Below are 26571 nucleotides of genomic sequence, written 5' to 3' on the forward strand. Positions count from 1 at the left end.
AAAGAGAATGCAGCCTTTACAATTAACATTACATGCTTTTGGGCCCTATAAGGAAAAAGAAGTAATCGATTTTTCTAAACTGCAAGGGAACACATTATTTGTCATTTCCGGAAAAACCGGGGCAGGAAAGACGACGTTATTTGATGGGATAGCCTTTGCATTATATGGAAAAGCAAGCGGATCTGACCGGGAAGACCAGCGTATGCTTCGCAGTGATTTTGCAGATGAAAACGTACATACTTCTGCGGAGCTTATTTTTCAAATACAAGATAAAACGTATCGTATTTTCCGGCAGCTGGGTCATGTGAAAAAAGGAAATAAGAGTAAAACAGGAGATAAATGCGAATTTTACGAAGTGCGGCCAGATGGAGAATCGCCGTGCGTAGACAGACAAATGGTAAGCGAAATTGACCAAAAAATAGAAGATATTATTGGTTTGACTCCAGATCAATTTAAGCAGATTGTAATGCTTCCACAAGGGGAGTTTCGAAAACTGTTAACTTCTGATACAGAAAATAAAGAAGAAATCCTGAGACGTTTGTTCCGAACCGCGCATTATAAATATATGAATGAACTGCTCCGGGAGAAGAAAGCAAAATTAGAAAAAGAAAATCAGCGTATTCTCAACCGTATGGAGCAGCTGCGGACGCAAATATTTTCCTTAGACCTTCCAGATGACGCCGAAATCCGTGAGTTGGCAGATAGAGAGCATGTCAATACGAATCAAATTATAGAAGCTTTAGAAACAGAGCTTAAGAAAAATGAAGCAGTGTATACAGAAGAAGATGCTCATTATAAAGAAGCAACAAAGCAGCAGGAGCTCACGCAAAACCATTTGTTCCAAGTCAAACAGATCAATGAGCGTTTTTTGGAATTAGAAACCTATCAAAAGAATCTTGCCATATGGAAAGAACAAGCACAGGAAATGGAAGCTTTAAAGAAAGGTTTGTCTGCTGCTGAACAGGCGAAGCTGATTATTCCTTATGAGCAGCAAAAGGATGAAGCTTGGAAAGAACTCGAAGAAGGAAACAAACACCTGCAGCAGCTGGAAGCGCAGAAGGATACCATGGAAAAGCAAAAGCAGCAGGCAGAAGCTGATTTTAAAAAAGAACAGGAAAATGCAGGAAAGCGCGAGAAGCTTTCGATTGAAGTAAACCGCTTAGAACAATTTCTTCCTGTTGTTAAAGAATTAGAAGGGAAAAAGCAGGAGATTCAAAAGCTTGCGGCACAATTAAAGCAAGGGAATGAACAGCTGGAAAAATTAAAAGCGCTACGTGAAACAAAAAGTAAACAAATAGATCGTTTAGAGCAGGAAGAACAGGTACTAGATAAAGAGGCAGACAAGCTGGACACCGTAAAAGAAGCGTTAAGAATACTGCGTGAACAAGCAATGCTGATGAAAAAATATAAAGAAAAAACGGCACAGGTGCAAAAAAGTGAGACAGAGGTTAAACGTACAGAGGATGTTTATCTGCAGGAAAAAGAGGCTTACAATCGGCTTGAGCAGGCTTGGTTTGCTAATCAGGCGCATGTATTGGCTGTTCACCTGCATGATGGAGAAGCCTGTCCCGTCTGCGGAAGCTTAGAACATCCGTCACCAGCAGCAACGAAGGAAGCGGAAGTCAGTAAGGAAGAGCTGGAACAAGCGAAAAAGCTGATGGAGAAGAAGGAAACAGACTGGCGGGAGCAAACAGCCAACCTGAAAGCGTATCAATCAGAAAGAAAAGGATTGGAAGAGGGACTCGCACAGCATGAATTCGTATTTACTGACCCGGAACAGAGCTATCAGGACATCGTTGAAAGAGGAAAAAAGAAAAAAGCGGAAGAGGATCGCCTCAAGCAATCTAAAATCCGTTTATCAGATTGTAAAAAAGAATTAGCACGGGAGCGTCAGGAACAAAAGCAAAGAGAAGTGGAATGGAATGAAAAGACCAATCAGGCCAGCCGGCTGCAATCGGATTATCACAGTAAAGAGGCTGTCTATCAGCAGCAATTGATTCAAATACCGGAAAACCTGCGCGTTCTTTCCCAATTAGAAGCTGAAATAACCCATTTAAAAACAAAAAAACAGCAGCTTGAACAACGCTGGGTAGAGGTGCAGGAGAATTATCAGAAAGTCCATGAAGCATTCACAAAGTGGACGGCTGATGTGCACCACCTTAGAGAAAACCAGGCGAAAATGAAGCAGAAAGCAGATAATCTGAAGAAGACCTTTCAAGAGAAATTGGAGCAGGCAGATTTTACTGAAAAAGGGTATCAAGAAGCAAAATGGGAGGAAGCAACGTATCAATCCGTTAAACAGAGGCTCTCTGAATATGAAAAAAAGGGCTATCAATTAGAAAAGCAAATTTCCGAGCTTCAGCAGAAGCTGGAAGGTCAGTCGAAGCAGGATGTATACGAAATTGAAGCTGTGTTAGAAAAATGGAAGCAGAAAACAACAGCCAGTCTTGAAAAATTACAGCGGCTGCAGCAGGAGAAAAAGGATATGACATTCTACGTGGATCAGCTGCAGGAGTTCCATCACCAATCGGCGGATATAGAACAGAAAAGAATGCTCGTTACAGATTTATATGATACGCTGCGTGGACAAAATCCTAAAAAGGTATCTTTTGAACGGTATCTGCAGATGGAATATTTAGATCAAATTATCGAGGCTGCTAATTTACGCTTAAATGACCTATCGAATGGTCAATTTTATCTGACAAGAAGTGATCGCCAGGAAGCACGTGGAAAACAGAGCGGCTTAGGATTAGACGTCTATGATCAGTACACAGGGCAGACCAGGGATGTAAAAACATTATCTGGAGGAGAGAAATTCCATGCCTCTTTATGCCTTGCTCTGGGAATGAGCGATGTTATCCAAAGCTTTCAGGGGAATATTGTGATCCAAACGATGTTTATCGATGAAGGATTTGGGTCGCTGGATGAAGAGTCTCTGCGGAAGGCAATTGACGCACTGATTCAGCTGCAGCAATCCGGAAGAATGATTGGCATCATTTCGCATGTTCAGGAGCTGAAGGATGTCTTTCCGGCAGCAATTGAGGTTCATAAAACAAAAGAGGGCTGCAGTAAAACGGAAATCGTCGTGAAATAAGAAGCTGTCAAGGTATCTATCTGTGTGACTTCTATAATGGATTAGCTAAAAATAACTATATTATTTGCTATTTAAACAACCCCTGTATTATCATTTAATTATTATATTTTTCGACAATAATTTTTATAGTACCTCTAAAAATATTTTAGTATAGGGCTTTTAAAGAGCCTGAATGAACAGCAGGGAGAAAGGTAGGAATCATCGTGAAGATTGGAATTGATAAGCTGGGGTTTTATGCACCACATCTGTATGTAGATATGAATGATTTAGCAGAAGCGCGGGGAATCGACCCGGGGAAATTTACAATTGGTCTGGGACAAGACGAAATGGCTGTCCCGCCAATCACACAGGACCCTGTTTCTTTGGCTGCTAATGCAGCAGAACAAATCTTGGACAGGGAAGATAAAGATGCAATTGATTTAGTCATTTTTGGAACAGAATCTGGCGTGGACCATTCCAAGTCAGCAGCTGTGTATGTACATCAATTATTAGGTCTGAATCCCAAAGCTCGTTCTGTAGAAATGAAGCAGGCCTGCTATGGCGCAACAGCAGGAATACAAATGGCAAAGGGGCATATTGCACTGCATCCGGATAAGAAAGTACTTATTTTGGCATCTGATATTGCCCGCTACGGTTTGAATACACCTGGCGAATCAACACAAGGCGCCGGTGCAGTTGCTATTTTGGTAAGTGCTGAGCCAAGATTGCTGGAGCTGGAAAGTGAAAGCACGTATTACACAGAGGATATTATGGACTTCTGGAGACCGGTATATTCTTCTACGGCTTTTGTAGATGGAAAATACTCCAACGAACAGTATATAGCTTTCTTCCAAAAAGTATGGAAAGATTATCAAGAACAAACAGGAAGAAGCCTGGAGGATTTTGCAGCTATCGCTTTTCATTTACCATATACCAAAATGGGCTGGAAAGCACTGCGTACAGTGATTGAAGACGCGCCTGAAGCAGTACAGGAACGGTTGAAAAACAATTATCAAATCAGTACAAAATACAATCGTAATGTAGGAAATATCTATACAGGCTCTCTTTATCTCAGTCTGATTTCATTATTAGAAAATCAGGATGACTTAAAAGAAGGAGATACCATCGGCTTGTACAGCTATGGATCCGGAGCGGTTGGCGAATTCTTGTCCGGCAAGCTTCAGAACGGCTTTAAAAAGCACTTGCAGACAGCGTCGCATCAAGCAATGTTTGACAACAGAGAATGCATTTCTGTGGCAGCATATGAAAAAGTATTTGAAGAAGCACTTCCAACAGACGGAAGTGAAAAAAAGTTAAATGTGAATGAAGATCCGGCAAAAATCTGTTTAGCCGGTGTGAAAGATCATATCCGCAGCTATGCAGTTAAATAATAAGAAAAAACTCCTGGACAAAATAAAACCTGTTCAGGAGTTTTTTTCGTGACAACTTTAAGACATTTTCAGCATGAATTATGTGAAATGAATGACTTTAAAATGTATAATCGGGGTAGAGTTAAACATATCATGAAAGTTGGAGGGTGTTTTAATGACGAAAAATAATGAAGTTATTGAAGTAACAAATCCAGCAACAGGCGAAGTAGTCGATACAGTCTTAAAAGGAGGCAAGAAAGAAGCAGTGGAAGCCGTTGATAAGGCATATCAAGCTTTTCAGGACTGGTCGAAGCAATCTGTCTATGAAAGAAGTGTTTTGTTGAATAAATGGTATGCACTTGTGGAAGAGCATGAAGCAGAGCTGGCCAGAATCATGACAATAGAGCAGGGAAAACCGTTGAAGGAAGCAACAGGTGAAATCCGGTATGCGAATAGCTTTATTTCCTGGTATGCAGAAGAAGGAAAAAGACTTTACGGTGAAACAATCCCGGCAACGGCAAGTGATAAACGCATCGTAGTTAGCCGGCAGCCGGTAGGGGTTATCGCAGCGATTACACCATGGAACTTCCCGGCAGCAATGATTACACGGAAAGTTGCTCCGGCATTAGCGTCCGGCTGTACAGCGGTAGTAAAACCAGCCAGTGCCACCCCTCTAACCGCTATCCGCCTGAGAGAGCTTGCGGTAGAAGCAGGTATTCCAGAAGGTGTACTGCAAATCGTTACTGGAAGCTCAGGTGAAATCAGTGATGCGTGGATGGCGGATGAGCGTGTTCGAAAAATATCGTTTACGGGTTCTACAGAGGTAGGAAAATCACTCATGCAAAAATCAGCGGAAACAGTGAAGAAACTCTCTCTGGAGCTTGGCGGTCATGCACCATTGATTGTTATGGGCGATGCGGATATTGAAAAAGCGGTAAACGGGGCGGTTGCTTCTAAATATCGCAATGCCGGGCAAACCTGTGTATGTGCCAACCGGATTTATGTTCACGAATCGATTGAACAAGAATTTGCCAAGGCATTTAAAGAAAAGGTTGCACAACTTAAGGTTGGAGACGGCTTAGAAGAAGGTGTGGATATTGGTCCTTTGATTGACAAATCTGCAGTTGAAAAAGTAAAACATCATATAGAGGATGCACTAGATAAAGGGGCAGAAAAGCTGTTAGGTAACAAAACAGAAAAGGAAGATTTATTTTTCGGTCCGACCATTTTAACCAATGTAAACGATGAAATGGTATGTATGCAGGAAGAAACATTTGGACCGTTAGCGCCGATTACGACATTTCAGACGAAGGAAGAAGTCGTTAAACGTGCGAATAATTCACCTTATGGATTGGCAGCCTATTTATTTACAGAAAACCTTACGACTGCAATTGAGGTCAGTGAACAGTTAGAGTATGGAATCGTCGGTATTAATGATGGTGCTCCATCAACGGCACAGGCCCCATTCGGAGGGTTTAAAGAAAGCGGCCTTGGACGGGAAGGCGGTCATCACGGAATTGATGAGTATGTTGAAGTAAAATATTTATCGATTCAGCTGTAAGGCACGCAGACAGCTGCTTATCTAAGGTTTTATAAAGAAAAGAAGTAGTTGTCACATGTTTTTACCAGAATATCCTGGGGCTGGGATAGCGGTTATTCGCCCCGCCGGAAATATTTATGCAGAGAAAGGCGGAGCAGATAATCTGCTTGCCTTTTTCTGATGACATGTTTGAAGGAAACCTGTATACTACTTCTAGAGAGGTGCAGATGAATGGAATTTAATATTGGTCCCAGGATGTTAAAAACAGGGTTGGCAGTAACCTTAACGTTATTGATTACACGTATATTCGATATGGAATATGCCGTTATTGCAGCAATTGCATCTGTAATAGCAATGCAGCCGTCTATCATGCGATCATTTAATTATATTAAAGAAGTAGTTATTGCAAACTCTGTCGGTGCAACACTCGCCATATTGGGAGTATTTTTGCTTGGCAGCCATCCGATTTCGGTTGGAGCAGTAGTTATTTTATCGATTGCAATTAATATAAAACTGGGATTGACCAAAACAGTAAATTTAACCGTATTAACCATCGTCAGTATGATGGTGGCCAGCCAGGGCGATCATATTAATTTTGTATATATTTTATCTCGAGTATCACTTGTTGCAATCGGGGTGGTTTCCGCATTTATCGTGAATGTATTTGTTAATCCTCCGAATCATCAAAAGATTTTGTTTCAGATGATTAAGGAAGCCAGTGAAAGTTCTCATTTTCTTCTGCGAGTTATCCCGAGTAATACGATGAGTGTCCCGCAAATCCGGGACGAAGAAAGAAATGTGGAGAAACAAATTAATAAAATAAGAGATTATTTTGATATCATTACGGATGAGAAAAATAGACTGTTTATCCGGAAGCGCAGATCTTTTTTCCGCAGCATTGTCATTTATAAGCAAATGATACAGGTATTGCGAAAGAAGCATACGCTGATCGTAGAGCTGGAAAAAAATTTAAAAGAAATTGAACAAATGGCTGCCGGCAAGTCTTTCTTAATTAAAAAGCTGGTCAGTGAGATCAATAACTATAGTGAAAATGTCTTTCTTATGTATGAAGATCGCATCGTCCTGGACAGGGACCTGCAAAAAGAGACGAAAAATGCGATGAGCGTAACGATCAATAATTTAATTGATGCACTGCAAGGAACAGACTATGAAAAATGGCATTATGTTTTTCCTGTTGCGAATAGTATTGTCGAGCTTTTCTATGAGTTGGATAAGTTAGAAAAGTATGTGCGTAAAAAAGGATTACATGAAGAAGAGGAATAAGTAGAAGCAAAGGAGATTGTGGCAGCACAGTCTCCTTTGCTATTTTGTCAAGAGCCACATAAAACAGGTATAAAACCTCCCTTTTTTGCATATAGTAGTAATAGTATACAGAGAAAAGGGGAGGATGGAATTGGTCCGTTTTTTATCTCATCATGAATTAGAAAATTTATATTATATGTATGAAAAATATGAAAATGCGTATCAAACGCTCCTGGAAAGTAAACAAAAGTATATGCAAGAAGAAACACAAAAACAAATAGAAGAACAAATGGAGATTGTGAAGGAGCAGCAGCGTCAAATGCTTGCTTCATTAACATAAAACAGCGTGTAGGTTCGTGTCTACACGCTGTTTTATTATTTTTTACGATGAAGATTTTCCTTAATATAGCCAATAAATTCGTTTGCTTTTTCTTCAGGGGCTTTCGTGAATATACTGACACCGACAAATAGCAGGGAGGACAGGCTCAGTCCCCATAAACCAGAAGCCATTCCTAACGGCTTTGTCTGCAGCAGTTCTAATATCAGAACAAGTGCGCCGGGAATAATGGTGCTTGCCAATACAGCAGCGGCGGTGCCTCTTTTCCAAAAGAAAGCGCCGATAATTGTCGGGACAACAACAATTAAGCCGGCAGAAGAAGCAACGGACAGAACGGCGATTAAATCTAATTGTAATTCTGCAAATAGGTAAGCCAGCAGAGCAATAACAGGTATAATAAATTTCCCGATGCGAAGCTGGACCTGATCTGTTGTCCCTTTGCGAATATTTCCGTAAACATCCTTCGCGAACATTGAGGATAATGTAAGCAGAATCGAGTCTATCGTCGAAACAGCGGCAGCAATAATACCTACCATGACAATAACAGCTAAAACAGAAGGTACAGCTGATGAGGTCAGTACAACGGGTGTAGCTAAATCAGCGTTGTCTAGACCAGGCTCTAATAAGAAAGCGGAATACCCCCAAAATATAGATACCAGTGTATAGATACAGCCAAAAATCATAAAGCCTAATAACATACGCCGCATGCTTTTCAAAGAAGCTGGCATAAACAGACGCTGACTGACCTGCGGATTTGAAATACTAAAGAAAAACCAGGGAATGGTTAACCCGATAAATGTTAAGAAGCTGAAATATCCATTGCCAGGCACTGTCAGCATTTCTGGATGATGACCTTCCAGCTGCTCAAAGAAGCCCGAAAATCCGCCAAGTTCGCGGACTAAAAAGAGTACAACTAAGGTTGAACCGATAATCATAAATAAGGACTGCAGCGAGTCTGTCCAGGCCACAGAGCGGATTCCGGCTATGTATGCAAAAAAGAGTGCTAAAACAACAGCGATAATAACGCCGGTGCTGAAAGAGATTTGCTGGTTTGATACGCCCTGCAGCAGATATCCTACTCCAGCTAACTGTACAGCACTGTAGGGTATTAAAAAAAGACAGTTGCTGACGGCAATCGCAATGGCAGAAGCCCTGCTTTGATAACGGTCGCCAATCATTTGAGATGGTGTAATATACCCATATTTTTTTCCGACAATCCAAAAACGGGGACCAAAAAATGCAATTAACGACACACCCATTAAATAGATCAGTTCAAAACCAAGCGCGCCAACTCCGCCACGATAGGTAAGCCCTGCTAAGCCGACCAGCATAAATGCGCTGTATGTTGTAGCGCTGTAGCTTAATGCGGAAACAAAACCGCCCAGCTTACGATCGCCAAGAAAATAAGCGCCCATATTTGTCTGTTTGCCAGTTCGCGATAAAAAAGCGATAAAAAGAGAGATAACAATATAAATTCCTAATCCCCACCAAATCAGTGATACATTCATTCTTCATTGCTCCAATCTTTTGTTAGTATGGCATTAAGTCCGATGACGATGAAAGTTAACATCAGCCAGAACAGAAAGCTCCCATACCATTTTTCAACATGACTTAAAAGTACAAAAGGGATGGTAAAAGCGGCAAGAACGATAATGCCGATAATAATTGCTGCGTTTTTTTCCTTCATAAGCCTGCCTCCATATATTTTAATGTGATATAATTCACAATAGAAAGAATGTGAATTCGCTAACAATCATAGCAGATTGTTCATAAATTTGCCACATTATTTAAGACGCAAATAATAACCTATTTTTGGAAACGGTTGCAACAAAGCTTTTTATCAGCTAAACTTAAGAAAAAGGAGGGAAAAGATGGAAACCTTACAGATCGGCAGTGCGAAACTTACCTGGCTAAATGGGGGCGTTACACATTTGGACGGAGGCTCAATGTTTGGTGTCGTTCCCAAGGCTTTATGGGCGAAAAAATATCCGCATAACGATAAAAATCAAATTGAACTTCGAACAGACCCGATTTTAATTGAATTAGATGGGTCTAATTTACTTATTGATACAGGAATCGGCTTAAATAAATTATCTGATAAACAAAAAAGAAATTTCGGAGTATTGGAAGAAACAAATATAGAAGCATCCTTATCTGAATTAGAGCTTACAGTGAACGATATTGATATCGTAGTAATGACACATCTTCATTATGATCATGCGAACGGTTTAACAAAACTAGTTGGTGAGGAAAAATACGAATCTGTCTTTAAAAATGCAAAAATTTTTGTTTCCCAAATAGAATGGAATGAGATGCAGCAGCCGAATATCCGTTCAATAAATACATACTGGGAGAAGAATTGGAGGCCGGTAGTTGATCAGGTTTATCCGTTTCGTGAAAAAATTGAGGTATTGCCGGGTTTAACAATGGTTCATACCGGGGGCCATAGTGAGGGGCATGCTATCATTCGTTTCCGGGAAGGAGAGCAAGGCTTCATACATATGGCAGATATTATGCCGACACATGCACATCAAAATAAATTATGGGCGCTTGCATATGATGATTATCCAGTTCAATCTGTATTACAAAAAGAATATTGGATGGAAGCGGGTTATAAGGAAAAGGTCTGGTTTACGTTTTATCATGATGCTTATTACCGGGCAGTCAGGTTTAATGAGGCTGGAGAGAAAATAGATCACGTGGAGAGGTTGCGATATTCTTATGATTAAGAAAAAGCAGCCTTCTCCAAAAAGGAAGGCTGCTTATTAACAAAGTATATTATACTGCTGCTTCTGTATCTATAACAGCACCAGTTTCTATGTCTACATAGAAATCATATTGTTTATTCGTACCATCGATATTTCTAGTTACACCACCGCGGTATACATCATAAAGCAGTCCGTTTCTTTCTAATTCTTCCGGTTTCATATAAATCCAGGAGCCACTGATAGGACCTTGGCGTTTAAACATTTCTTTGGCATGATTCAATGCTTTTTCAGGAGTAACTTTCATTTGATTGTTAACCTGTTGACGTGCGATATAACCGATTGCAATACCAAATGCAGCTGCAAGTAATACCTTTCTTTTGCTCAATTTATTCACCTCTGTTTAGTAAGATTCAATGTCTGCTTTGTTTGTAGTATATCGCATACGGTGAGAGAAATACAAATAATTGAACACCGGTACTGGAAAGGATTGGGCTTTTTCGGGTATACTTGCAATATTGAAGATCTATTTTTACGGATATACTAACTGTATATAGGAGGCTTTACATGAATAAAGAAACACTGGCATTATTTAAGAATTTAACGGAATTACAGGGAGCTTCAGGGAATGAGCATGCCGTTCGCCAATTTATGAAAAAGGAACTGGAGGAATATTCGGATGAAATCATTCAGGATAATCTGGGGGGCGTATTTGGAGTAAAGCACGGTAAAGGTCCTACTGTCTTGGTGGCTGGGCATATGGATGAGGTCGGCTTTATGGTAACACAGATTACAGATAATGGCATGCTCCGTTTTCAGACTTTAGGCGGCTGGTGGAGCCAGGTTATGCTGGCTCAGCGTGTTCAGGTAATGACAAAAAATGGACCGGTTACGGGAGTGATTGCTTCTGTTCCGCCGCATTTATTAACTGAAGCACAGCGCAGCAAACCGATGGAAATAAAAAATATGCTGATTGATATTGGGGCGGATGATAAAGAGGATGTCGCAAATATCGGCGTTCGTCCGGGAGATACCATTGTTCCGGTTACACCGTTTGAACCGATGGCCAACGAGAAAAAGATCTTGGCAAAAGCTTGGGATAATCGCTACGGCTGCGGGCTGGCTATCGAGCTTTTAAAAGAACTGCAAGGGGAAACCCTGCCAAATCAGCTTTATTCTGGTGCAACAGTACAGGAAGAGGTTGGATTACGCGGAGCACAGGTAGCGGCCAATATGATCAAACCGGATATTTTTTACGCATTAGATGCTTCACCGGCTAATGATGCTTCAGGGGATAAAAAGGCATTTGGCCAGCTGGGAAAAGGAGCTTTATTGCGTATTTTTGACCGCACAATGATTACGCATAAAGGCATGCGCGAATTTGTTCTGGACACAGCGGAATCAAATGATATCCCGTATCAATACTTTGTTTCTCCAGGCGGTACAGATGCAGGGCGTGTTCATATAACAGGCGATGGCGTTCCTTCTGCGGTTGTAGGGATATGCTCCAGGTATGTTCATACATCAGCATCGATTATTCATGTAGATGATTATGCCGCAGCAAAAGAATTAATTACAAAACTTGTTAAAACAACAGACGAAACAGTTGTTTCCGCATTGCATCAGGGTTAATGAAATGCAGAAAACAGTTATTGTCGGCTCGAAAAACCCAACTAAAATCCAGGCTGTCCGAAATGTTTTTCCAGAACTGGAGCTAAGCTCGAGGGAAGTCCCGTCTAAAGTGTCTGCCCAGCCTTTTTCAGATGAGGAGACGCGGATTGGCGCGGTGAATCGTGCGAAGGCATGTGCTGCAGGAAGTGCTGATGCTATTGGAATTGGCTTAGAAGGAGGCGTCATGTATGTGGACGATACATTATTTCTCTGTAACTGGGGAGCGCTGGCTGCAGCGGATGGCACATTATATACTGCCAGTGGTGCAAGGATTGCCCTCCCAAAAGAAATTGAGGAAGCACTTAAAAAAGCCGGGGAATTAAGTACGGTGATGGATGCCTATACCAAGAAAGAAAATGTCCGCAGCCAGGAAGGAGCTATTGGTATCTTTACGAATAACCTGATATCAAGAGAAAGTATGTTTACACATGTTGTACAGCTTCTGAAAGGGCAGTATGATTTTGCGGGGCAAAAATAATCAAACAAAAAACAGGCGATAGAGCCTGTTTTTTGTTTGAGAAAATCATTATTCGTAGATATAACCAATAACATCTAATGCTTGTTCCACGGTTTCCACTGTAATATTTGCTTTGTTGGAAAGTTCTTTTAAAGGATGAATTAATTTTTCCGGACGAATAATAATCGTCGGCTTTCCTAAAGCTATGGCTGTACTTGCATCCATCGCTGTATTCCATTGTTTATATTCTTCGCCGAATAAAGCAATCACAATATCTGATTTCTGCATTAATACCTGTGTCCGAAAATTGTTAACACTGGAAGCAGCATCGTCACGATAAAAATTACCGGGCTGTTTTCCTAAGATTGCTTCTCCGATATCATCTGAACGGTCATGATTTGTCTGCGGAGATACAAATGTCAGCGGCAGCTTTTTTTCTTCCGCAAGCTTTTTAACATCTTCTCTCCAATTATCATGAATTTGTCCAGCAAGATAAACTGTTAAATTCATTCCAATCCCTCCCAATCAATGGTATCTTTAATAGTAAATGTTTTTCCTAAACTTGTTAAGTTATTTGATTATTGTATAGAAATGATTTATAGCTACCGCCCTAATGGATTTTATGGGGTGCGTTCGCAACCTCAGAAATACACTGCGCTTCCCACGACGGACAGGACGTTGTAGTGCCGGTTGTTGACCACAGACCACAGGACGTGACGTTCTTAGCTGACCAATAGTCTCTGTGTGTTACCTATGGGAATGTGATTACCAATGTTTTCAGGTTAATGAGTTTATAAAAATTATATTTGATTCTAGTAGATAGTAATAAGACTAACTAGCGAAGGAAAAACACGGAGACTCCTGTGGGAAAGCGCGTAGGGAAGACCCCGCAGAAAAAAGCGAACTTCTTTTTTTGAGGAGGCTGAGCTCAAGCCCACGGAAAGCGTAGTGTTTTTCTGCAGCGGCCGCATTAACCTGACAACATTGGTGATTACTCACCCCGCCATAACCCGTCGCAGGGGGTATCACTCTGGCAAAAACACCGATATTTAAAGACCAAGTGATGTTATTGTTTTATCTTATTTGAAAAATGAACGATAAAAATCAAAATTCAAATAATATGGAAACAAGGTAACATAATTGAAAGAATATGTGTGGCAAGCTATGATAGGAGTAAAGAAAGGATGTATAAAATGAAAGAATTACAAAATACAGAGGAATTTAATACGTATATTCAAGAAGGCCCGGTTGTCTTTTTATTTACGGCAGGATGGTGCCCGGATTGCCGCGTGATTGAACCGATTTTGCCTGAAATAGAAGAGGCTTATTCACAATTTCAATTTGTAGAAGTAAATCGGGATAACTTTATCGAGCTCTGTCAGGAATATGATGTCTATGGTATTCCTAGCTTTCTGGCGTTTGAAAAAGGGGAAGAACTGGGCAGATTTGTAAGTAAAGACCGGAAAACACAAGAAGAAATCGAATCCTTTTTAGACGGGCTTGCTAAATAGGTAGGGAGGCATTTGTATGGCAAAAATGACAAGCATTAAGATGAAACGCCTGTTGGAGGATGAACTGAAGAACCCTGATTATCGAGTGACCTACAAGCGTGATGACGATGCTGTACGAATTGAATGGAAGGACTCGAACGAAGGCATGACGGTATCATTGCCTAATTTAATTGCTAAATATAATGACCGGGGGAAGGAAGCCCTTGATGAAATCGTGGAGCATGTTAATGAAGCGTTAAAAATTATGAATCAGACGCAGCATTTAAAAGGAATGGAAAAGCAGATTTTTCCTGTGCTCCGTTCCCCTTCCTTCCCGACAGAAACAAAGGCAAAGAAGAAGTTGATTTATAAAGATCATACTGCAGAAACCCGGGTTTTCTATGCACTTGATTTAGGAAAGTCTTACCGTTTGATTGATGAGGATTTATTGGAGGAAGAGGGCTGGTCTAAGGAAAGATTAGATGAAATAGCATCTTTCAATATCCGCTCTTTATCTTATCAGCCGAAAGCAGATCAGGTTGCAGGCAATGATTTTTATTTCTTGGCAACACAGGATGGTTATGATGCAAGCCGTATTCTGAACGAATCCTTTTTAGAAGAGATGCGTGCCAATGCAAAAGGAGAATTAACTGTTGCTGTACCGCATCAGGATGTGCTTATTTTAGGAGATATCCAAAATAAATCTGGATATGATATTTTAGCGCAAATGACAATGAAATTTTTTGCGGATGGCAGAATACCGATTACTTCTTTGCCGTTTGTTTATGAAAATAAAAAATTAGAGCCGGTATTTATACTGGCAAAAAATCGACCTGAGAAAAATGAGGAGTGAAAGAAATGGATGTTTTTTATAACCGTCAAGGAATTGGAGATGTATTGATTCTTCCTATTAAGGAAGGGAACCGCTATGAATTAAAGCAAGAAACGAATGGGGATATCACTAAAATAACATCAGCTGATGGAGAAGTGCTTGGCTACAATATTTTTCATGCTTCCACCTACTTTCAATTAGATGAAAAAAACGGTGCGATTCCTCTAGAAGAAAGCTTATTAGCGGAAATTCGTACACTTTTCCAAAGAAAAGGAATAGATGACCCCCTTGAATTTGATTTGAGTCCGAAATTTGTAGTAGGATTTGTAAAGTCAAAACAGGCCCATGAAAATGCGGACAAATTAAGTGTATGTCAAATTGATGTTGGGGAAGAAACCTTGCAAATTGTTTGCGGCGCTCCAAATATCGATGAAGGTCAAAAGGTCGTTGTAGCGAAAGTAGGAGCAACGATGCCGTCCGGAATGAAAATTAAAGCATCTGAATTAAGAGGTGTACCTTCTCACGGAATGGTTTGTTCTCAAAAAGAACTGGGCTTGCCTGATGCGCCGAAGGAAAAAGGCATTTATGTACTGGATGATACGTATCAAATTGGCGAAGAATTTACATTTTAACTTTCAAATCCCTTGTGTGAGCAGGGGATTTTTTAACAGGAAAGGAAACCGAAAAAATTATCGCAGTAATCATGTAAATCCCCTTGAAAAACTGCTAAAATGAACAGTATGAACAATTAAGGAAATGAGTGAATGCATATGTGGTGGGAGCAATGGAAAGAACGGCTCAAAAACATATTTACAAAAGAAGTGGAAATAGAAGTAGAGGAATTTGTTGAGGTTGAACAGGAAGAATCTGATAAACAACCAAATATACAGACAAAAATGACATACCATTATCCTTCCGGGCGATCATTTAAGTTTCCGGTGATTCCAGATACTGTTGATCAAAAAAAAGAAACGAATGTTGACAAGCAACCTAGTTATAAAAGAAGAAATCAAGATATTGTACAAGAAAGAAGAGAGAGACGGACACACAGAGAAAATAATCAAAGAAAAGAAACAACTGCGGACAAAAAGCCGGACAATCATCGCCCGCTGCCGAACCGAAGCAGAAAAGAAGCTTCGTATCCTGCACGTAATGCGCGCAGTACTCCGCAAGCGGAAAATAACCCGGGAAGAAAAGTATATAAGAAAAATCCGGATGTTCCTTTTCAGCCGACAGAGGTGCCTTCTCCGATTTATGGCTTTCAGTCGAGAGAATCTAAGCTGATTCATGAAATACCAGCGTATCAGAGAAAGGAATCCAAACTTCAAAAAGAGGATGAAGCAGCGAGCAGCTTAGAAGATACGATGATGTCAACTGAATCATTGTTAAGGAAAAAGGAAGAATTGCCGACAATAGATACAGGACACCACTCGGATAGAAAAGAAGCTGATATCTTTGAAACAGCGGATCCGTCAGATAAGCAGCAAGATACTTTTTCAGAAGATATGATATTAGAACAAACGCATGAAGTTCAGCAGGAAGTCAGCAGTACGGCGGAGATGCTGGAGACGGAGGAAGGTGAGGTTCAAGAAACACCTCCGGAGCCGGAAGAGCCTAAAACCGAAACTGAAAATGATGTTACTTCCCAAAAAAGAAACCCGATTCATACAACAAACCAGATGCCAAGCCAGAATAAGGAAAGGTCAAGTCAGGCTTCAACTGCTTTTAATGTAATGATGACTCCGCGGGATAAGAAAAATTTGCAGGAGCAGCGAAAACGGGAGGAAACTTTTCAGCGATTGCAGCAGGCACATGAAAGACGCGAGGACGAGCTGCGCAAGGCAGAGGAAAAATTAGCCGAAACCCATGCAACGAATCAAGATTCCGAAAGCATGGCTTCGACTGTGAATATAGTACCTGCACCTGTACCTTCACGGAGCGAACCTGAACCGAGAGAGGTTCCTTTGCACTTGTTAAACGATCCAGCAGCCAAATCAACCGAAGAGGATGAAGAATGGCTGATAGAACAGCAAGATTTACTGGAAGAGACATTGAAGCATTTTCAAGTCAAAGCAAAAGTTGTAAAGGCAACACAGGGGCCGTCTGTTACACGTTTTGAGGTGCATCCTGAGATGGGCGTCAAGGTAAGCAAGATTAAAAACTTAGCTGACGATTTAAAACTAAATATGTCAGCGAAGGATATTCGTATTGAGGCACCTATTCCAGGTAAAAATACAGTAGGCATCGAGGTTCCTAATCTTCACCCGGAAATGGTGGGGATCCAGCGGATAATTGAATCGGATGATTTTAAAGATAATAAGTCTCCTTTAAGTGTGGCGCTGGGACTGACTATTGAAGGAATGCCCAAAGTAATTGATATTAATAAAATGCCGCATGGTTTGATTGCAGGAGCTACCGGTTCGGGGAAAAGTGTCTGTATCAACACCATTCTTGTCAGCTTAATTTATAATGCCAGTCATGAGGATGTGCGGATTCTGTTAATCGATCCTAAAATGGTTGAACTTGCTCCATATAATGGTATCCCGCACCTTGTTTCTCCTGTCATCACAGATGTTAAAGCTGCTACACAGAGTCTGAAATGGGCTGTGGCAGAGATGGAGGATCGCTATGATCGTTTTGTAAATGAAGGGGTCCGGGATATAAGCAGGTATAATCAAAAAATGCTGCGAGAAGGAAAAGCAGATCAAAAGATGCCGTTTATCGTGATTGTTATTGATGAATTAGCTGATTTAATGATGATGTCTCCGCAGGATGTGGAGGATGCCATCAGCAGAATTGCGCAAAAAGCAAGAGCATGCGGTATTCATCTTCTGCTTGCAACGCAGCGTCCATCTGTGGATGTTATTACAGGTCTGATCAAAGCAAATATTCCTACAAGAATTGCTTTTAGTGTATCTTCCCAAGTGGATTCACGGACAATTATTGATTCCAGCGGTGCGGAAAAGTTACTTGGAAAAGGGGATATGCTCCTGATTGAGAACGGCGCCGGGAAAAGTGTTCGTTTACAAGGACCATTTGTGTCTGATGAGGAAATTGAACGAGTAGCAAATTATGCAAAATCAATGGCTGAACCGAAATATCTGTTTGAACAGGAAGATTTATTAGAACAAGTACAGATAGATGAAGAGGAAGATGATCTCTTGGAAGATGCGATTGAATTTGTATTAAATCAAAATAGTGCAAGCACATCTTCCCTGCAAAGGCATTTTAAAATAGGATATAACCGTGCTGCGAGATTAATTGATTCTCTGGAACAGCGGGGAATTATCTCAGGGCAAAATGGCAGCCGTGCGCGAGAGGTCTTGATTACAAAAGCGCAGAGAGACAGTATGTAAACTGTCTCTCATTTTTTGGCGGTGAAAATACGGTTACTTTATAATAAACTAGCTCACACTTTGTTTGTTAAGAAAGGCTTGCCGGATGCTGTTTCTCCGCATATCAAAAATAAGGACAACTAAAAAAGTTGCTATAATTCCGGAAAGTTACTAAAATATAAAGGAAGCTTTTCAAGAGAGAAAGAAAATATAAGGCAAAAGCACATATTATTCATTATCTGTATAGAATGAGATATAGGCTCTCTATCTGTACAGAAAATGGTGCTTCTTTTTTACGTGTTAAGAAAGGATAATAGGGACTTGAGATGATTCGTCCCCACCGGCCAGCATTTGCAAAAATGCAAAAGGAAGTACATTTTTATGTAAATAAATGGGCGGACAAACGCTTTCGTTTAAAAAAATATGTTTAAAATGCTTGAATTTACTTTTAAAAGCTTTGAAATAATAAATTTTGCTTTAAAATAAGTTATTTATTTGTTATAATCCATTGAATGGGATTGCGGTTATATAATATCTTGACACAGAGCCGCTGATAACAAATAAAATGACATGAAAATGAATGGATGAAAAAACGTTGGAGGTTCGTTTTATGACAACTTACCATTTTATAGGTATTAAAGGAACAGGGATGAGTGCATTAGCACAAATTCTTCATGACTCAGGTGAGAAAGTACAGGGTTCAGATATTGACAGCCGTATTTTCACACAGCTGGCATTAGAAGAAAAACATATTCCTATTCTGTCTTTTTCAAAAGATAATATTCAATCAGATTATACGATTATAGCAGGAAATGCTTTTCCTGAAGACCATGTTGAAATAAAACAAGCGAGAGAGCTTGGTTGTAAATTTTATTGGTATCATGAGTTTTTAGGCGAATGGTTGAAGCAGTATACAAGTATTGCTGTTACAGGTGCACACGGGAAAACGACAACGACAGGATTATTATCACATGTTTTGGAAAGTGCTTATCCAATCTCTTATTTAATTGGAGACGGGACAGGGCGTGGGCATGTTGACAGTAAATATTTTGCTTTTGAAGCTTGTGAATATCGCAGACACTTTTTAAGCTATGAGCCGGACTATGCGATTATGACAAATATTGATTTTGATCATCCGGATTATTTTACAAGCTTAGATGATGTAGTGGATGCTTTTCAATCTATGTCTGATCGCGTGAAAAAAGGTATTGTTGCATGCGGTGATGATGAAGAACTTCAAGGCATTCATACGAAAGTGCCGATTATTTATTATGGTTTTAATGAGACAAATGATTTCCAAGCGAAAAATGTGGTAGAGACAGAGCAGGGAACAGAATTCGATGTATATGTTCGAAGCACCTATTATGAGCATTTCTTCATTCCTACATTTGGAAATCATACGATTTTAAATTCACTAGCAGTGATAGCGATTTGTCACTACGAAGGAATTCCAGTTGAATTTATGAAGGAATTAAGCTCTTTTAAAGGGGTTAAAAGACGCTTTACAGAAAAGACAATTGATTCTCAGGTAATTGTAGATGATTATGCACATCATCCTAAGGAGATTGCAGTAACAATTGAATCAGCTCGTAAAAAGTATCCAAATAAAGAAGTGGTTGCTATTTTTCAGCCGCATACCTTTACACGTACAAAAGCATTTTTACAAGAATTTGCAGATAGTTTAAACCAAGCAGATAAAGTCTATTTATGTGATATTTTTGGGTCGGCTCGAGAGCAGTCAGGTCAATTAACTATTGAGGATCTGCAAAATTTGATTCCTGAAAGTGATATTTTAGATTTAGAGCATACCAATGTGCTACAAGAATATAAAGATAGCGTGTTGATTTTCATGGGTGCAGGAGATATTCAAAAATTCCAGAAATCCTATGAAGAGACACTAGCCTAAATGAAAAAGCAGTGAAGCGGTTCACTGCTTTTTTCTATTTGCCGTGGGTGTGCAGGCAATCTCGTTTATCCTGAGAGGCTAAAGAGCTGTCTATGGAGTGCTTAGAGAATTTCCGGGGCTCCACTGGCTCTCGTTGCTAAACAGCGACACAGGGGCAGATATAAGCCATTCTTGCAGTACTATTGATGAAAGCAATGTATCTTAAATACAGTAAAGACAGCTGTTCGAAAATACCTGCTGAATGAAATTTCATTCGATGTAAGGGCGGTTAGCTGCAGCATTCTATACTGGATATAGATTGATGTTGTATTTTAACGGAAAAATAAGATACAATAAGTATATGGATTAAATCTTTTAAGGGAAAATGTAGTTTATTCTTTAGCTATGCAGGGTAAGAATAAATTATGGTGCCAGCTCTCCCGGTATGGAATGGGCTAAAAGTGATACGGATAAGTATGCCGTTTACTTCACCGCAGATGTTAAAGAGCCAAATAATCGTGTTTTCCTGCAGACTGGATAAAGCAATGTTTTATCCAATACATTTTTACCGGGTTATTTGGACAACCTCTTTATGAAGTACATACTATCCCTTAAAACGTATTTAATCAATATGGATGAATCAAGAAATAAAGGAGTGATATAAGTTTATGGGAGTTATCCTCTATAGTGCACTGGCAATTGCCATAATAGCCTTGCTCATATTAATGATTTATGCGGTTATTTTAGTGTTCAACACAAAGAAAACAATGGAAGAAGTTCGGGAAACATTAGGGAAAATCAATCACCAGGTAAACGGAGTTACAGAAGATGCAAGAGAGGTTGTTCAGGATTCTAAAGGGCTGGTAGCTGATTTAACTCAAAAATCAACTCAGCTTGATGGTTTAATCCAGGGAGCAAAGGGAATAGGTGATACAGTAGAAGACTTTAATAAGTCATTACAGCAATTATCTAATATTATTTCAAAGCACTCAAAAGAGGACCAGGAAAAAGCTGCTCAAGCAGTAAAATGGGGTGCTTCCATTTTTGAGTATTGGAATAATCGGAAACACAAGTCTAATTAAATCTTAGGAGGTTATACGGATGGCAGACAATCAGATTAACACGAAGGATTTTATTATCGGAACACTTGTAGGAAGTTTTGTAGGAGCTGCGACAGCATTGTTGCTTGCACCAAAATCAGGTAAAGAACTGCGCAGTGATTTAAACGATAGTGCGGTTCAAGTGAAAAATCGTGCAACAGAATTAGCAGGAACAGCTCAGGAAAAAGGTGTGGAATGGAAAGATAAAGCTTATTCTACAACTTCCGATTTAACGAAGAAAGCAGTGGATGTAACTTCTGATTTATCCAAGACAGTTGCAGATAAATCTCAGGAGCTTACAGAAAGCGTAAAACAAAAAACGGCTGATTTGAAGGATGTCGTAGAAGATAAACTGAATGATGCTCAGGATAAAGCAGAAGATGTAAAAGATTCTGCTGGTGAGAAGCTGGATGATGCAAAAGATAAGGCTTCGGATTTAAAAGATGAGGTATCAGATAAAATAGAAGATGTAAAAAAAGAAGCTGCTGATAAAAAAGCAGAGGCAGAAGAAACTGCTTCTAAAAAAACAGCAGAAGTAAAAAAAGAAACAAAACAAGCAGTTAATGAAGTAAAAAAAGAAGCAAATAAAAAATCATAATACTTAAAAACATTGATGAGCATTTTTACTCATCAATGTTTTTTTATAATTATATCTTGTCTGTCCCGGAGAACCGCCCGTAAAATTCCCGCTGAATGAAGTTTCGTTCTATATGATTGTAGAACTCCGCTGATTTTTAAAGTGAAAATATATTGGATTTATAAAGGAGGAGGGGAGGGCTTTTGGCCCTTCTTCCAAGATATATAATATAATTAATGGTTCCATTTTTCCGTATTTTCTCTAAGAATTAAAATTTTACATTAATTAGATGGTGACAAATAGAAGAATCTTAGCTATAATGGTCTCTAATTATTCTAAATGATTAAACAGATTAAGTGACTTGAGGAGTGTGTATTAATGAGTAATGAAATGGAACAGCTAAGAGAACAAATGGACAAGGTCAATCTGGAAATACTAGAATTGATTAACAAGAGAGCAGGCATTAATCAAGAGATTGGTGAATTAAAAACCAAGCAGAGCATTAAGCGATTTGATCCAGTGCGTGAGCGTGAGATGCTGGATAAAATTAAAAGTAACAATGATGGTCCATTTCAGGATTCAACACTTGAACATATTTTTAAAGAAATTTTCAAAGCAAGTCTTGAGCTTCAAGAAGAAGATAACAGCAAGGCACTTTTAGTATCGAGAAAGAAACAGCCTGAAAATACAGTCGTTGAGCTTAAAGGGGAAAAAGTCGGCGATGGCGGAATCAGCTATGTATTTGGTCCATGTGCAGTAGAAGGATATGAGCAGGTTGCTGCAGTAGCTGCGTCTGTAAAAGAAAAAGGATTGAAATTACTTCGCGGCGGGGCATTTAAGCCGAGAACATCTCCATATGATTTCCAAGGACTTGGAATCGAAGGATTAGAAATCCTGAAAAAAGTAGCGGATGAGTATGATTTAGCTGTTATCAGTGAAATTGTAAATCCTGCAGATTTAGAACAGGCAGTTGATTATATTGATGTCGTTCAAATCGGTGCAAGAAACATGCAGAACTTTGAACTGTTAAAGGCTGCTGGAGATGCTGGAAAGCCTGTCCTGTTAAAACGCGGACTATCTGCAACCATTCAGGAATTCATAAATGCAGCAGAGTACATCATGTCCAGAGGCAACAAAAATATTATGCTGTGTGAACGTGGAATTCGTACATACGAAAAAGCAACACGTAATACACTGGATATTTCTGCAGTACCTATTTTAAAACAAGAAACTCATTTACCTGTTTTTGTAGACGTAACACATTCTACAGGCAGAAGAGATTTACTGTTGCCTACAGCTAAAGCTGCTATCGCAGTCGGAGCAGACGGCGTAATGGCAGAGGTTCATCCGGATCCGGCAGTTGCTCTTTCTGACTCTGCTCAGCAAATGGATATCCCGACATTCGATCAGTTCTTTAAAGAAATCAAAGATGTTGAAAAGCGTTTAGGAAAATAATAAAGACTGTCTCAAAAATTAGTGGTATAATTTTTGGGGCAGTTTTTTTGATAGAAAAAATGCTATACAGGATCTGCGCTAAAATAAAACGTTGAAAATGTTTTCAAAGTTTCAAGTTTGGATATAATAAGATAAAGGTATATTATATTTATAGTGTGTTTATGAAAATTTTCATTTTGTTTTCATGAAAGTTTTGTAATTTTTTTCATGGTAGCGTATGATATATAAATAGATGCAGCATTAGTTCTTGTTTAAAGTGAAACATTATTCAGCAGGGCTGTATTTCCCGATTTTGACTATGCTTGAAACGGGAGTCTTGCAAAAGCTCTTCGATGGGACGAGTAATCCCGGCAATATTGACAGGTTAATGATTTTGATGAATTTTGATACAGATAGTAATAAAACTGTCTAGCGAAGGAAAAACACGAAGACTCCTATGGGAAAGCGTTGTGTTTTTCTCCAGCGGTCGCACTAACCTGACAACATTGGCAGTCCCGGTTTCAGCCAGATGCACTGCGATAAAATGAATTTTAGGAGGTAGATAAACATGACTGTTACAATTTATGATGTAGCAAGAGAAGCAAATGTTTCCATGGCGACCGTATCTCGTGTTGTCAATGGAAATCCAAATGTAAAACCAACCACACGAAAGAAAGTATTAGCAACGATTGAACAATTAGGATATCGTCCTAACGCAGTTGCACGCGGACTGGCAAGTAAGAAAACAACAACCATCGGTGCGATTATTCCGGATATATCGAATATCTTCTTTTCAGAGCTTGCCCGGGGAATTGAGGATATTGCGACAATGTACAAGTACAATATTATTTTAAGCAGCTCGGATCAAAACAAGGACAAGGAATTGGAATTGATCAATACAATGCTGGAAAAACAAGTAGACGGTATCCTGTTTATGGGCGGAAATATCACGGAGGACCATGTTCATCAGTTTCAGACAAGCTCTGTTCCAGTTGTACTGGCTTCTACGTATGATTCGACAGACACCATTCCTTCCGTCAATATTGACTATGAACTGGCTGCATATGAAGCAACAAAATCATTGATTGAGAAGACAAACAAACAGCCTGCTTTAGTAGGCAGTGAATCAGATACAAGCGTGAACATTTTAAAAACGAATGGCTATCTGCGTGCATTGAAAGAGGCTGATATAGAGCCTAAAGAAGATTATATATATAAGAGTTCTTATGCGTATTCAACAGGTATAGAAGCAATGGAGCACTTTTTAAAATTAGAGGAACGCCCAGCTTCTGTATTTGTGATGTATGATGAAATTGCTCTAGGTGTTATTCATGGCGCGCAGGATAATGGACTGCAAGTCCCTGAGGATATCGAGGTATTTGGTTTTGATAATATCCGGCTGGCAAGCATGGTACGTCCTAAACTGACTACCGTTGTCCAGCCTACCTACGATATTGGTGCAGTAGGTATGCGTCTTCTGACGAAATATATGAACGATGAGGAAGTAGACGAGAAAAATGTGGTATTGCCGCATCGTATGGAATTCAGAGATTCTACAAAATAACACACAACAAAAAAGACAAGGCAGTTTTGAATCATAAACTGCTTTGTCTTTTTCTATGGCTGATAAGAGACAGTACTGGTTTGAAAAAGAAGAAATCTAACCTCCATTACAATCAAATAATCGCAGTATACTTAAGCATATCTTCTAACAGTAATTTGTTTTTCTCTGTGATTTCAGCCCTTCTAGGAATTACCGGATAAGAATCGGCTGCATCCTGCCAATTTGCCGGAAGGGCTACGGGAGCTTCCTTTTGCCATTTTTTCAGCCACTTTTCAGGAAGGGGACCTTTACAGCAGCTTCCTGTTTTCATCACATTCCACACCTGTCCCCACGCACGTGGCACAACACGCCACATGTCGTATCCGCCGCCGCTGACAGCAAGCCATCTTCCATCACAATACGTATCTGCAATTTCAGCGGCAAGCAAAGGGATTCTCTCATATATCTTCATGGTGCCGCACAAATGTGTTAAAGGATCAAGAAAATGGCTGTCCGCTCCATTTTGTGTCACAATAATATCTGGTTTGAAGAACGCAGCAATTTTCCGTAAAGCTGTTTCATATAATTCTAAGAAAGAATCATCCTCTGTAAAAGCATCAATAGGTAAATTAAAACTATAGCCGTGTCCGCCTTTGATTCCTCTTTCATTTACGTTTCCCGTACCTGGAAAAAGGTAACGGCCTGTTTCATGTATAGAAAAGGTGCATACATTCGGATCATCATAAAAACCAGCCTGCACGCCGTCCCCGTGATGTGCGTCTGTATCTACATAAAGCACTTTCAAATCCTCCTGTTCCCGCAAGTATTTAATAGCAATCGCGCAATCATTATAAATACAGAACCCGGAGGCTTTATGTGGAAATCCATGATGAAGTCCGCCGCCAATATTGGTTATTTTTTTATAATCTCCGTTTAATATTTTATCAATAGCAGTGAGACTGCCTCCAACTAATGCAGAAGAAGCTTGATGCATATTTGGAAAAATAGGTGTATCTTCTGTTCCTATGCCATACTCCTGTGCCCGATCTGCTATTAAATCTCCGCTGCCGGCTCTTTTAACCGCTTCAATATAGGTTGTATCATGAAAAAGAGCAATCTCTTCATCTGATGCAACCCGAGGTACAATGAAATCCTCTGCTGTTAAGGTAGCCTGCTCTTCCAGCAGTTCCTTCGTCAGTAAGGTCCTCTTGTGATTAAAAGGGTGATCTTCTGAGAATTGATAGTTTAAAAAATTAGAAGTATAAATAAAACCTGCCTGCTTCGTCATTTCTTTGGCTCCATAATATTATTTGGCCAGAGCAGGGTATAGCCGGCATCTCGAAGGTCATTGATAATAGGCATCGGATTTAACGTTTTAACACGGAAGACAAGTATTTTATAGTCAGGATCCTTATAAGGATAAAGCAATACGGAAACAATATTTACATTATGGTTGCCGAATACACTTGCCACCTTTGGCAGCTGTCCAGGCAGATCAGGTACTTTTACTTCAATAAGGGAGCTTTGTTCATGTGTTCCGGTCAATTGAATCAATTTATAGAGCATATCTTTTTCGGTTACGACACCAACCAGTTTGTTTTGGCTGACAACCGGTAAACAGGCAATCTCTTTGTCATAAAAAATATAAGCAATTTCTTCGACAAAATCCATGGGATGAATCGTTATCACCGGACTCGTCATAATGGTCTGAATCTCTTTGTTAAGAATATGAAAATCACTTGTATCCAAAAAAGTGGATGGGCTTGCATCTCTTACGTCGCGGTCAGAAACAATACCGAGCACCTGCATCGCTTCATCTACAATCGTGATATGTCTGATTTTATGCTTTTCTAACAGCTGCAATGCTTCATTGATTGTTGCATTCGGTGGAAGCGTTATCATATTCCTGTTCATTAATTCTTCAACTAGCATAGTAGAATCCCCCTTCAGTTATATCTC

At 39.7% G+C, this 26571-nt stretch carries 23 protein-coding genes; 17 read left to right on the forward strand and 6 right to left on the reverse strand.

Features of this window, described 5'->3' with window-relative positions; genetic code table 11:
* Positions 1–7: 7 nt before the first annotated feature.
* The 5 genes from ACZSMY_RS00180 to ACZSMY_RS00200 all read left to right on the forward strand — a co-directional run bounded on the left by ACZSMY_RS00180 (position 8) and on the right by ACZSMY_RS00200 (position 7586).
* The gene (locus ACZSMY_RS00180) at positions 8–3094 is read left to right on the forward strand and encodes an AAA family ATPase (RefSeq protein ID WP_465147383.1); all 3087 of its coding nucleotides are present in this window, start codon (positions 8–10) and stop codon (positions 3092–3094) included.
* Positions 3095–3297: 203 nt separating this feature from the next.
* Positions 3298–4464, forward strand: coding sequence for a hydroxymethylglutaryl-CoA synthase (locus tag ACZSMY_RS00185; RefSeq protein ID WP_193064351.1), 1167 nt, complete (start codon positions 3298–3300; stop codon positions 4462–4464).
* Between the two features lie 154 nt (positions 4465–4618).
* Positions 4619–6004: an NAD-dependent succinate-semialdehyde dehydrogenase gene (locus ACZSMY_RS00190; protein WP_465147384.1), complete on the forward strand. Its 1386-nt coding sequence runs from the start codon at positions 4619–4621 to the stop codon at positions 6002–6004.
* A 210-nt stretch (positions 6005–6214) separates the two neighbouring features.
* On the forward strand, positions 6215–7267 hold the full coding sequence (locus tag ACZSMY_RS00195) for an FUSC family protein (protein ID WP_042535529.1): 1053 nt from the start codon (positions 6215–6217) through the stop codon (positions 7265–7267).
* 130 nt (positions 7268–7397) lie between these two features.
* Entirely contained in the window at positions 7398–7586 is a 189-nt protein-coding gene (locus tag ACZSMY_RS00200; RefSeq protein ID WP_042535527.1) for a hypothetical protein, read from the forward strand.
* Between the two features lie 35 nt (positions 7587–7621).
* Here ACZSMY_RS00200 and ACZSMY_RS00205 read toward each other — a convergent pair whose 3' ends face one another.
* Both ACZSMY_RS00205 and ACZSMY_RS00210 read right to left on the reverse strand, forming a co-directional pair.
* Positions 7622–9091, reverse strand: coding sequence for a sodium:solute symporter family protein (locus tag ACZSMY_RS00205; RefSeq protein WP_289585423.1), 1470 nt, complete (start codon positions 9089–9091; stop codon positions 7622–7624).
* The gene (locus tag ACZSMY_RS00210; RefSeq protein WP_042535524.1) at positions 9088–9270 is read right to left on the reverse strand and encodes a hypothetical protein; all 183 of its coding nucleotides are present in this window, start codon (positions 9268–9270) and stop codon (positions 9088–9090) included. The genes ACZSMY_RS00205 and ACZSMY_RS00210 overlap by 4 nt, the downstream gene beginning before the upstream one ends.
* 184 nt (positions 9271–9454) lie before the next feature.
* Between ACZSMY_RS00210 and ACZSMY_RS00215 the strand changes: the two genes are divergently transcribed.
* Positions 9455–10312 (forward strand): YtnP family quorum-quenching lactonase, encoded by an 858-nt coding sequence (locus ACZSMY_RS00215; protein WP_465147385.1) that lies wholly within the window; start codon positions 9455–9457, stop codon positions 10310–10312.
* Positions 10313–10361: 49 nt separating this feature from the next.
* Here the strand turns inward: ACZSMY_RS00215 and ACZSMY_RS00220 are convergent, their stop codons facing one another.
* A complete protein-coding gene (locus ACZSMY_RS00220) occupies positions 10362–10676 on the reverse strand; it encodes a PepSY domain-containing protein (RefSeq protein WP_042535520.1) in 315 nt (104 codons plus the stop codon).
* 179 nt (positions 10677–10855) lie between these two features.
* On the opposite strand from ACZSMY_RS00220, the gene ACZSMY_RS00225 reads away from it, so the two are divergent.
* Both ACZSMY_RS00225 and ACZSMY_RS00230 read left to right on the forward strand, forming a co-directional pair.
* On the forward strand, positions 10856–11920 hold the full coding sequence (locus tag ACZSMY_RS00225; protein ID WP_465147386.1) for a M42 family metallopeptidase: 1065 nt from the start codon (positions 10856–10858) through the stop codon (positions 11918–11920).
* A gap of 4 nt (positions 11921–11924) precedes the next feature.
* Positions 11925–12437, forward strand: a complete 513-nt coding sequence (locus ACZSMY_RS00230) for a DUF84 family protein (protein ID WP_042535516.1) — start codon at positions 11925–11927, stop codon at positions 12435–12437.
* A gap of 48 nt (positions 12438–12485) precedes the next feature.
* On the opposite strand, the gene ACZSMY_RS00235 is transcribed toward ACZSMY_RS00230, so the two are convergent.
* On the reverse strand, positions 12486–12926 hold the full coding sequence (locus tag ACZSMY_RS00235) for a YtoQ family protein (protein ID WP_042535514.1): 441 nt from the start codon (positions 12924–12926) through the stop codon (positions 12486–12488).
* A gap of 674 nt (positions 12927–13600) precedes the next feature.
* On the opposite strand from ACZSMY_RS00235, the gene ACZSMY_RS00240 reads away from it, so the two are divergent.
* The 9 genes from ACZSMY_RS00240 (at position 13601) to ccpA (ending at position 24633) form a co-directional block, all read left to right on the forward strand.
* Positions 13601–13927 (forward strand): thioredoxin family protein, encoded by a 327-nt coding sequence (locus tag ACZSMY_RS00240; protein WP_332093802.1) that lies wholly within the window; start codon positions 13601–13603, stop codon positions 13925–13927.
* A gap of 16 nt (positions 13928–13943) precedes the next feature.
* On the forward strand, positions 13944–14759 hold the full coding sequence (locus ACZSMY_RS00245; protein WP_332093801.1) for a DUF1444 domain-containing protein: 816 nt from the start codon (positions 13944–13946) through the stop codon (positions 14757–14759).
* A gap of 5 nt (positions 14760–14764) precedes the next feature.
* Positions 14765–15370, forward strand: a complete 606-nt coding sequence (gene ytpR, locus ACZSMY_RS00250) for a YtpR family tRNA-binding protein (protein WP_042535508.1) — start codon at positions 14765–14767, stop codon at positions 15368–15370.
* A gap of 132 nt (positions 15371–15502) precedes the next feature.
* Entirely contained in the window at positions 15503–18094 is a 2592-nt protein-coding gene (locus ACZSMY_RS00255; protein ID WP_465147387.1) for a DNA translocase FtsK, read from the forward strand.
* Between the two features lie 589 nt (positions 18095–18683).
* Positions 18684–19979: a UDP-N-acetylmuramate--L-alanine ligase gene (murC, locus tag ACZSMY_RS00260; RefSeq protein ID WP_465147388.1), complete on the forward strand. Its 1296-nt coding sequence runs from the start codon at positions 18684–18686 to the stop codon at positions 19977–19979.
* A 647-nt stretch (positions 19980–20626) separates the two neighbouring features.
* Positions 20627–21040, forward strand: a complete 414-nt coding sequence (locus tag ACZSMY_RS00265; protein WP_042535504.1) for a DUF948 domain-containing protein — start codon at positions 20627–20629, stop codon at positions 21038–21040.
* Positions 21041–21059: 19 nt separating this feature from the next.
* Positions 21060–21656 carry a YtxH domain-containing protein gene (locus ACZSMY_RS00270; protein WP_042535502.1) on the forward strand — a complete coding sequence of 199 codons (597 nt, stop codon included), beginning with the start codon at positions 21060–21062 and terminating at the stop codon, positions 21654–21656.
* 357 nt (positions 21657–22013) lie between these two features.
* Positions 22014–23090, forward strand: a complete 1077-nt coding sequence (locus tag ACZSMY_RS00275; protein ID WP_465147389.1) for a bifunctional 3-deoxy-7-phosphoheptulonate synthase/chorismate mutase — start codon at positions 22014–22016, stop codon at positions 23088–23090.
* Positions 23091–23637: 547 nt separating this feature from the next.
* Positions 23638–24633, forward strand: coding sequence for a catabolite control protein A (gene ccpA / locus ACZSMY_RS00280; protein WP_042535498.1), 996 nt, complete (start codon positions 23638–23640; stop codon positions 24631–24633).
* A 112-nt stretch (positions 24634–24745) separates the two neighbouring features.
* Here the strand turns inward: ccpA and ACZSMY_RS00285 are convergent, their stop codons facing one another.
* Positions 24746–25900, reverse strand: a complete 1155-nt coding sequence (locus ACZSMY_RS00285) for an acetoin utilization protein AcuC (protein ID WP_465147390.1) — start codon at positions 25898–25900, stop codon at positions 24746–24748.
* Complete coding sequence (locus ACZSMY_RS00290; RefSeq protein WP_212929567.1) at positions 25897–26544, reverse strand: acetoin utilization AcuB family protein; 648 nt, start codon at positions 26542–26544, stop codon at positions 25897–25899. The genes ACZSMY_RS00285 and ACZSMY_RS00290 overlap by 4 nt, the downstream gene beginning before the upstream one ends.
* Between the last annotated feature and the right edge of the window lie 27 nt (positions 26545–26571).

The organism is Oceanobacillus sp. B139/18 (genome assembly GCF_055524595.1).

What these genes read in the sequence shown, in the direction of transcription:
- ACZSMY_RS00275 (WP_465147389.1), top strand. Translation starts at nt 22,014, where the DNA reads ATGAGTAATGAAATGGAACAGCTAAGAGAACAAATGGACAAGGTCAAT.
- ACZSMY_RS00255 (WP_465147387.1), top strand. Translation starts at nt 15,503, where the DNA reads ATGCATATGTGGTGGGAGCAATGGAAAGAACGGCTCAAAAACATATTT.
- ACZSMY_RS00290 (WP_212929567.1), bottom strand. Translation starts at nt 26,544, where the DNA reads ATGCTAGTTGAAGAATTAATGAACAGGAATATGATAACGCTTCCACCG.
- ACZSMY_RS00235 (WP_042535514.1), bottom strand. Translation starts at nt 12,926, where the DNA reads ATGAATTTAACAGTTTATCTTGCTGGACAAATTCATGATAATTGGAGA.
- ACZSMY_RS00190 (WP_465147384.1), top strand. Translation starts at nt 4,619, where the DNA reads ATGACGAAAAATAATGAAGTTATTGAAGTAACAAATCCAGCAACAGGC.
- ACZSMY_RS00215 (WP_465147385.1), top strand. Translation starts at nt 9,455, where the DNA reads ATGGAAACCTTACAGATCGGCAGTGCGAAACTTACCTGGCTAAATGGG.
- ACZSMY_RS00180 (WP_465147383.1), top strand. Translation starts at nt 8, where the DNA reads ATGCAGCCTTTACAATTAACATTACATGCTTTTGGGCCCTATAAGGAA.
- ACZSMY_RS00205 (WP_289585423.1), bottom strand. Translation starts at nt 9,091, where the DNA reads ATGAATGTATCACTGATTTGGTGGGGATTAGGAATTTATATTGTTATC.
- murC (WP_465147388.1), top strand. Translation starts at nt 18,684, where the DNA reads ATGACAACTTACCATTTTATAGGTATTAAAGGAACAGGGATGAGTGCA.
- ACZSMY_RS00210 (WP_042535524.1), bottom strand. Translation starts at nt 9,270, where the DNA reads ATGAAGGAAAAAAACGCAGCAATTATTATCGGCATTATCGTTCTTGCC.
- ACZSMY_RS00225 (WP_465147386.1), top strand. Translation starts at nt 10,856, where the DNA reads ATGAATAAAGAAACACTGGCATTATTTAAGAATTTAACGGAATTACAG.
- ACZSMY_RS00245 (WP_332093801.1), top strand. Translation starts at nt 13,944, where the DNA reads ATGGCAAAAATGACAAGCATTAAGATGAAACGCCTGTTGGAGGATGAA.
- ACZSMY_RS00195 (WP_042535529.1), top strand. Translation starts at nt 6,215, where the DNA reads ATGGAATTTAATATTGGTCCCAGGATGTTAAAAACAGGGTTGGCAGTA.
- ACZSMY_RS00270 (WP_042535502.1), top strand. Translation starts at nt 21,060, where the DNA reads ATGGCAGACAATCAGATTAACACGAAGGATTTTATTATCGGAACACTT.
- ACZSMY_RS00285 (WP_465147390.1), bottom strand. Translation starts at nt 25,900, where the DNA reads ATGACGAAGCAGGCAGGTTTTATTTATACTTCTAATTTTTTAAACTAT.
- ytpR (WP_042535508.1), top strand. Translation starts at nt 14,765, where the DNA reads ATGGATGTTTTTTATAACCGTCAAGGAATTGGAGATGTATTGATTCTT.
- ACZSMY_RS00240 (WP_332093802.1), top strand. Translation starts at nt 13,601, where the DNA reads ATGTATAAAATGAAAGAATTACAAAATACAGAGGAATTTAATACGTAT.
- ACZSMY_RS00265 (WP_042535504.1), top strand. Translation starts at nt 20,627, where the DNA reads ATGGGAGTTATCCTCTATAGTGCACTGGCAATTGCCATAATAGCCTTG.
- ACZSMY_RS00230 (WP_042535516.1), top strand. Translation starts at nt 11,925, where the DNA reads ATGCAGAAAACAGTTATTGTCGGCTCGAAAAACCCAACTAAAATCCAG.
- ccpA (WP_042535498.1), top strand. Translation starts at nt 23,638, where the DNA reads ATGACTGTTACAATTTATGATGTAGCAAGAGAAGCAAATGTTTCCATG.